This is a genomic window from Skermanella sp., assembly GCF_059503625.1.
The window spans coordinates 1-6383 of the sequence record NZ_JCACHA010000984.1 but is presented as its reverse complement, the minus strand read 5'-3'; the positions used below and the strand labels follow the sequence as shown (position 1 = coordinate 6383).

Genomic DNA, 6383 nt, shown 5'->3' with positions numbered 1-6383 from the left:
CAGCCATGACGCGGTATCGCCGTTTCAACGATCATAGGATAGGTTTCCTTAACCTGTTTCTGATAGAAGGAACCATCCTCGCGGATACCGGATCTTCGACATCGTTGACAGCACAAAGAAGCCCCGGCCAGGAACCGGACCGGGGCGATAGTGACACTTGATGACCGATGGTGACAAACAGTGACGCGGGAGAGGTTTTTTTCCCATTGCGAACGTCACTAAGGCTCTTCATCCGGCAGCCGCCGGCTTCCGTCCGCCCCTAGGCCGCCCCTCGTCCGCCCCTCGTCCGCCCCATGGGGCTTCATGACAAATGATGACATTCACCCACTGCTGGGGGGATGTCTACATAGCCCGTCCGCCTCGCCTCCCCCTCCCCCGCAGTCGCGGTTCTTGTTCAGGCCTCCTCCAGGTAGCGCCGCCGCAGGTGACGTTCATAGACGCTGGCGTCCAGCGGACGCCCGGTCGCCTTGGTCAGCAGCTGGTCGGCCGGCAGCAGGCTGCCCTGGGAATGGATGTTGGTCCGCAGCCAGTTGACCAGGGGGGAGAAGTCGCCGCGCCCCAGCCCCGGCAGCACGTTGTCGTCGGCTCGGGTCGCGGCGTCGAACAGTTGGGCCGCCGTGATGGCTCCCAGCGTATATGTCGGGAAATAGCCCCAGGCGCCGCCCGGCCAGTGGATGTCCTGAAGGCAGCCCAGCCGGTCGGTCGTGACCTTCAGGCCCAGCAGGTCGCGCATGCCCTCGTTCCAGGCGCCGGGCAGGTCGGACAGGGTCATGTCGCCTTCGATCAGCGCCTTTTCCAGGTCGTAGCGGATCAGGATATGGGCGGGGTACGTCACCTCGTCGGCATCGACCCGGATGAAGCCCGGTTCGACCTTGGTATACAGCCGGTGCAGGTTGGCCGCGTCCCAGGCCGGTCCCGTCCCGCCGAAGCTGTCGCGCATCACCGGGGCGGCGAACTCCAGGAAGGCGCGGCTTCGGCAAGCCTGCATCTCTATGATGAGCGACTGGCTCTCGTGCAGGCTCATGCCGCGAGCCTCGCTGACCGGCTGGCCCAGCCAATCGGCCGGGCGGTTCTGCTCGTACAGGGCATGCCCCGTCTCGTGCATCACGCCCATCAGCGCCTTGGTGAAGTCGTCCTCGTCGTAGCGGGTGGTCAGCCGGACGTCATGGGTGGCGCCGCCGCAGAACGGGTGGAGGCTGATGTCCAGCCGGCCCTTGTTGAAGTCGAATCCTGCGGCCTGCATCATCCGGACTCCCAGCGCCCGCTGGGTTTCGATGGGGAACGGACCCTGGAGAGGCAGGATGTCCGGGCGGCTCCTCTGGCGCTCCAGCACCTCGCCGATGAAGCCCGGCAGGAAAGCCCGGAGGTCGCCGAACACCTTGTCGATATGGTCGGTGTTGCCGCCCGGCTCGTAGCTGTCCAGCAGCGCCTCGTACAGGGAACAGCCCAGCGCCTCGGCCTTGGCGGCAGCGATCTGGCGCTGGAGGTTCAGCACTTCCGACAGGCTGGGCAGCAGCATCGCGAAGTCGCCGGTGGGGCGGGCTTCGCGCCAGACCATCTCGCAGCGGGATATCGCGCGGGAGCTTGCCTCGACCAGATCGCCCGGCACCGCCGTCGCATGGAGATAGGCGCGGCGCATCTCGTGCAGGTTGGCTTCCTGCCAGTTGGAAAGCTCGCGCTCGTGCTCGGCGTCGGCCAGCAGGTCGGCGTTGTCGTCGTCGGTCAGCAGTTCGTGGCTCAGGACCTTCAGGGTCGCAAGCTGCTCCGCCCTGCCGTCGGCGGCGCCGGGAGGCATCAGCGTCTCGGTGTCCCAATGCAGGATGCCGAGTGCGTCGTTGATCGCGGCGAGCCGGGCGAAGCGCCGTTCCAGCGTCTGATAGGCGGACATCCGAGCCTCCCTGAAGTCGTTCGTTGGGGGTGTTCCGGCGGTCAGGGCTCCCCGTCCCCGGAGCCGCGCCGCCAATGGAACACGAAGTAGATCACGATAAGCGTAACCGCCAGGCTGTACCACGTGAAGGCGTATTGCAGGTGGTTGTTGGAGATGTTCACGTTGGTCCGGCCGCCGATCGGGAAGCCGCCGGGATTCGGGGCGTCTCCCGCCTCGACGATGACGGGAAGCGGATCGCCGGCGCCGGGGGCCGCTCCCGCCTGCCCTGCCTGGGCGGCCATCCGGGGCACGTCGTACCAGAACCACATGTTGGCGGCGGGATCGTTGTCGGGCTGCATCCAGCCCCGCTCCGCCGGGACTCGGGCGACCCCCTCGACGGTGACGGTGCCCTCCGGCAGCCCCTCGGGCCGGGATTCGGGATCGCGCTTGTCCAGCGGTACCCAGCCCCGGTTGACCAGCACCAGCGACCCGTCGTCGCGCTTCAGCGGCGTCACGATCTGGTAGCCGATCTGGCCGTTCATGCTGCGGGCGGCAAGGTTCAGCTCAAAGTCGTGGAGGAACCGGCCGGTGACGGCGACGCGGCGGAAATCCCAGTCGGCGGGGTTCTCGATCTGGGCCGGAAGGGGCGCCGGGGCGGCGCGCAGGCCGCTCTCGATCCGCTCGATCAGCGCGTTCTTCCAGGCCAGCCGCTCGACCTGCCAAGTGCCGAGACCCAGCATGATCGCGACGGCGGCGACGGTGAAGAGGGTTGCGGCCAGACCGGGACGGAAGCGGCGTCCGTCTTGTTCTTTCTCAACCAGCGCAGGCATGGGTCAGTCCCGCGGGTTCGGGGGAGTTTTGGGGGACGGGTCGCCCGGCAGGTCGGGCAGATCGTATTCGCTGGATCGGTGGCGGAACTGCAAGGCCATCAGGTAAGCCTTGGCCGGTCTCAGCATGCCCAGCGACAATCCCAGGATGACGACGGTCCAGACGATGGCGTGAAGCCAGAGCGGCCAGTCGACCGACATCGCGACCCACAGGGCCACCGGGACCACCGTGAAGCCCAGGATGAAGGTCATGAAAACGGCGGGACCGTCGCCGCTGTCGCCCCGCGCCAGTGCGAGGCCGCAGCACTCGCACCGGTCGGCGACGGTCAGGAACCCTTTGTAGAGCCGGCCCTTCCCGCATCGCGGACAGCGGCATTTCAGCGCCGCCGCGACCGGGGAGAACCGAGGGTAAGGGGTCGATGTCAGGGCGTCAGGCTCCCCACCAGTAGATCGACACGAACAGGAACAGCCAGACCACGTCGACGAAGTGCCAGTACCAGGCGGCGGCTTCGAACCCGAAATGGCTCTTCGGGGTGAAGTGGCCCGACCTTACCCGGAACCAACAGACCGCCAGGAAGATCGTCCCGATCAGGACGTGAAATCCGTGGAAGCCGGTCGCCATGTAGAAGGTCGACGGGTAGATGCCGTCCTTGAAGCCGAACGTGGCGTGGCCGTATTCATAGACCTGGAAGCAGCTGAACAGGATGCCCAGGATCACCGTCAGGCCCAATGCCACGCTGGCCGTCTTCCGGTCGCCCTCGACGATCGCATGGTGCGCCCAAGTGACCGTGGTGCCGGACAGCAGCAGGATCAGGGTCATCATCAGCGGCAGATGGAAGGCTTCCATCGTCTCGATGTTCTCCGGCGGCCAGACGCCTCCGATCGCTTCCTTCGGATACAGGCTGGCGTCGAAGAAGGCCCAGAAGAAGGCCGCGAAGAACATCACCTCGGAGGCGATGAACAGCGACATGCCGTAGCGCAGGCCCAGCTTGACGATGGGGGTATGGGCCTTCTCGCGGACCGACTCGCGGATCACGTCGCGCCACCAGCCGGCCATCACGGTCAGGACGCACAGGAAGCCCAGGGCCGCCAGGAGCCAGCCGCTGCCATGCATGTACATGACGCCGCCGACCGCCATCAGGCCGGCGGAGAATGCGCCCAGCAGCGGCCACGGGCTGGGATTGACCAGATGGTATTGGTGCGTGTGACCGCCCTCGGCGCCATGGCCGTCGGCGGCCGAAACGCCTCCGGGGTAGACGCCGGGATTGTGCGCGTTCAACTCGGCCATGCTGTGTAACCCTCGTTCTTTGCTCTTATCGTTGAATGACGTTTGAGTCAGTTGGACGTTTCAGTCAGTTGACTGCGTTGGGATTGGTCCCCGCCTTGGACACCGGCCCCGGATCGTCATGCGCCCGGAAGAAGGTGTAGGACAGGGTGATGGTCGAGACGTCGTCCAGCTTGGGATCGTCGGCCATGGCCGGATCGACGAAGAAATAGACCGGCATGTCAACCGTCTGACCCGGCTCCAGCCGCTGCTCGTCGAAGCAGAAGCACTGGATCTTGTTGAAGTAGATCCCGGCCTTGTCCGGCGTCACGTTGTACGTCGCCATGCCGACGATGGGCTGGCCGGAATGGTTGATGGCGCGGTAGCTGGTCATGGCGGATTCGCCGATCCGGACTTCCATCTCGTGGGTTTCCGGCCTGAAGCCCCAGGGCAGCGCCCCGTTGACGTCCGCGTTGAACCGCACCTTGACCTTGCGGTCCAGGATCTCGCCCGCCGGCCCTTCCGCGACCTGCGTCGTCCCGCCGAAACCCGTCACCTTGCAGAACAGGTTGTAGAGCGGCACCGACGCGAACGACAGCCCGACCATGCCGAACACCAGCCCGAACAGGCTGGCCATCACGATCAGGTTGCGCCGGCGCATGTCCCGCGGGGTGCGGTCTCCGCTCATGCGTTCCCCCCGATCCGGACCAGGGTGATGACGTAGAGCAGCGCCACCAGCGCCAGCAGCGCCACCATCACGGCGATGTTCTTGCCGCGCCGCTTGCGCTTCTGCTCGTCGGTCAGCCGGGTGATCTGAATACGGTCGGCGTTCATGGTGGTCGTCCTTGCACTCTTTGGTCGGGCGGATCAGCCGAACCGGATCAGCGGTCCGTAAAGCTGTTCCCCGATCAGCAGGGAAAGCAGCAGGAACAGGTAGAGGATCGAGAAGCCGAACATCTGCTTGGCCGAACGGTCCGTCTTGTCGCGGCAGACCTGCACCGCGAACACGACGAACAGCACGCCCAGCACGCTGGCGCCTGCCAGATACGGCAGTCCGGCGATGCCGACGAAGTACGGTGACACCGCGATCGGCAGAAGCAGCAGCGTGTAGATCAGCATCTGCTTCTTGGTCTCGCGCTCGCCGGCCACGACCGGAAGCATGGGAACGCCGGCCCGCGTGTAGTCACCGTTCCGGAACAGGGCCAGCGCCCAGAAATGCGGCGGCGTCCACATGAAGATCAGCAGGAACAGCAGGACCGACGCGACGCTGACGTCGCCGGTCACCGCCGCCCAGCCGATCATCGGCGGGAAGGCGCCGGAAGCGCCGCCGATCACGATGTTCTGCGGCGTGCGGCGCTTCAGCCAGATCGTATAGACGAAGACGTAGACGAACGACGCCAGCGCCAGCAGCCCGGCCGCGACCCAGTTGACCGCAAGTCCCATCAGGGCGATGGAACCGATGGTCAGGACGACGCCGAACGACAGCGCCTCGTCCGGATCGACCCGGCCTTCCGGCAGCGGACGGTTCGACGTCCGGTGCATGACGGCGTCGATATCCCGCTCGTACCACATGTTGATGGCGCCGGACGCCCCGGCGGCCACCGCGATGCAGAGGATGGCGGTCAGCGCCAGGACGGGGTGAAGGTGGCCGGGGGCCACGATCATCCCGGCAAAGCCGCTGAACACCACCAGCGACATGACACGGGGCTTCAGCAGTTCGAAATAGTCGCGGACGCTGCCTGTAGCGACGCCGCCGACCGACGCCTCGGCGTCGGGCCGCATGGTGATGTCCGTCATCTCTCGTACTTCTTCCCCGGTCTTCTTTTAACCAACTTACTTACTTGCTTACTTCACGCGCGGCAGTTCGGTGAACTGGTGGAACGGAGGCGGCGAACTGACCGTCCATTCCAGCGTGGTCGCCGCATCGCCCCAGTAGCTGGCGCCGACGCGCTGGCCGCGGGTGATCGTGTAGATCGCGATGCCGACGAACAGCACGGCCGCCGCGAACGACAGGTACGCGCCCACCGACGACACCATGTTCCAGCCGGCATAGGCGTCCGGATAGTCCGGGATACGGCGCGGCATGCCGGCCAGACCCAGGAAGTGCTGCGGGAAGAACGTCAGGTTCACGCCTGCGAACGTCATCCAGAAGTGGACCTTGCCCCAGAACTCCGGATACTGCCGGCCCGACATCTTGCCGATCCAGTAGTAGAAACCGGCGAAGATCGAAAACAGCGCGCCCAGCGACAGCACATAGTGGAAGTGGGCGACGACGTAGTAGGTGTCGTGCAGCACGATATCCATGCCGCCGTTCGCCAGCACCACGCCCGTCACGCCGCCGACGGTGAACAGGAAGATGAAGCCGACCGCGAACAGCATCGGCGTCTTCAACTCGATCGAACCGCCCCACATGGTGGCGATCCAG

The 6383-nt window shown here is 65.7% G+C and carries 8 protein-coding genes; all 8 read right to left on the bottom strand.

The genetic code is table 11. The annotated features are described in order from the left end of the window. Positions 1 to 394: 394 nt before the first annotated feature. Entirely contained in the window at positions 395 to 1888 is a 1494-nt protein-coding gene (locus AC5JJ6_RS36060) for a carboxypeptidase M32 (protein ID WP_496046654.1), read from the bottom strand. 41 nt (positions 1889 to 1929) lie between these two features. After that, positions 1930 to 2697, bottom strand: a complete 768-nt coding sequence (locus tag AC5JJ6_RS36055) for an SURF1 family protein (RefSeq protein ID WP_496046653.1) — start codon at positions 2695 to 2697, stop codon at positions 1930 to 1932. 3 nt (positions 2698 to 2700) lie between these two features. After that, positions 2701 to 3024, bottom strand: coding sequence for a DUF983 domain-containing protein (locus AC5JJ6_RS36050; RefSeq protein WP_496046655.1), 324 nt, complete (start codon positions 3022 to 3024; stop codon positions 2701 to 2703). A 100-nt stretch (positions 3025 to 3124) separates the two neighbouring features. Next, positions 3125 to 3982, bottom strand: a complete 858-nt coding sequence (locus AC5JJ6_RS36045; protein ID WP_496046652.1) for a cytochrome c oxidase subunit 3 — start codon at positions 3980 to 3982, stop codon at positions 3125 to 3127. Positions 3983 to 4046: 64 nt separating this feature from the next. After that, positions 4047 to 4646 (bottom strand): cytochrome c oxidase assembly protein, encoded by a 600-nt coding sequence (locus AC5JJ6_RS36040; protein WP_496046651.1) that lies wholly within the window; start codon positions 4644 to 4646, stop codon positions 4047 to 4049. Beyond that, on the bottom strand, positions 4643 to 4792 hold the full coding sequence (locus AC5JJ6_RS36035) for a cytochrome c oxidase system small membrane protein (RefSeq protein ID WP_157599365.1): 150 nt from the start codon (positions 4790 to 4792) through the stop codon (positions 4643 to 4645). The genes AC5JJ6_RS36040 and AC5JJ6_RS36035 overlap by 4 nt, the downstream gene beginning before the upstream one ends. Positions 4793 to 4825: 33 nt before the next feature. Continuing rightward, positions 4826 to 5755, bottom strand: a complete 930-nt coding sequence (gene cyoE, locus AC5JJ6_RS36030) for a heme o synthase (protein ID WP_496046650.1) — start codon at positions 5753 to 5755, stop codon at positions 4826 to 4828. A 48-nt stretch (positions 5756 to 5803) separates the two neighbouring features. Continuing rightward, on the bottom strand, positions 5804 to 6383 hold a 580-nt coding region (locus AC5JJ6_RS36025; protein WP_496046649.1), incomplete at its 5' end, for a cbb3-type cytochrome c oxidase subunit I.

Coding starts and splice junctions, on each gene's coding strand:
- AC5JJ6_RS36060 (WP_496046654.1), bottom strand. CDS start 1,888: ATGTCCGCCTATCAGACGCTGGAACGGCGCTTCGCCCGGCTCGCCGCG.
- AC5JJ6_RS36055 (WP_496046653.1), bottom strand. CDS start 2,697: ATGCCTGCGCTGGTTGAGAAAGAACAAGACGGACGCCGCTTCCGTCCC.
- AC5JJ6_RS36045 (WP_496046652.1), bottom strand. CDS start 3,982: ATGGCCGAGTTGAACGCGCACAATCCCGGCGTCTACCCCGGAGGCGTT.
- AC5JJ6_RS36040 (WP_496046651.1), bottom strand. CDS start 4,646: ATGAGCGGAGACCGCACCCCGCGGGACATGCGCCGGCGCAACCTGATC.
- AC5JJ6_RS36035 (WP_157599365.1), bottom strand. CDS start 4,792: ATGAACGCCGACCGTATTCAGATCACCCGGCTGACCGACGAGCAGAAG.
- cyoE (WP_496046650.1), bottom strand. CDS start 5,755: ATGACGGACATCACCATGCGGCCCGACGCCGAGGCGTCGGTCGGCGGC.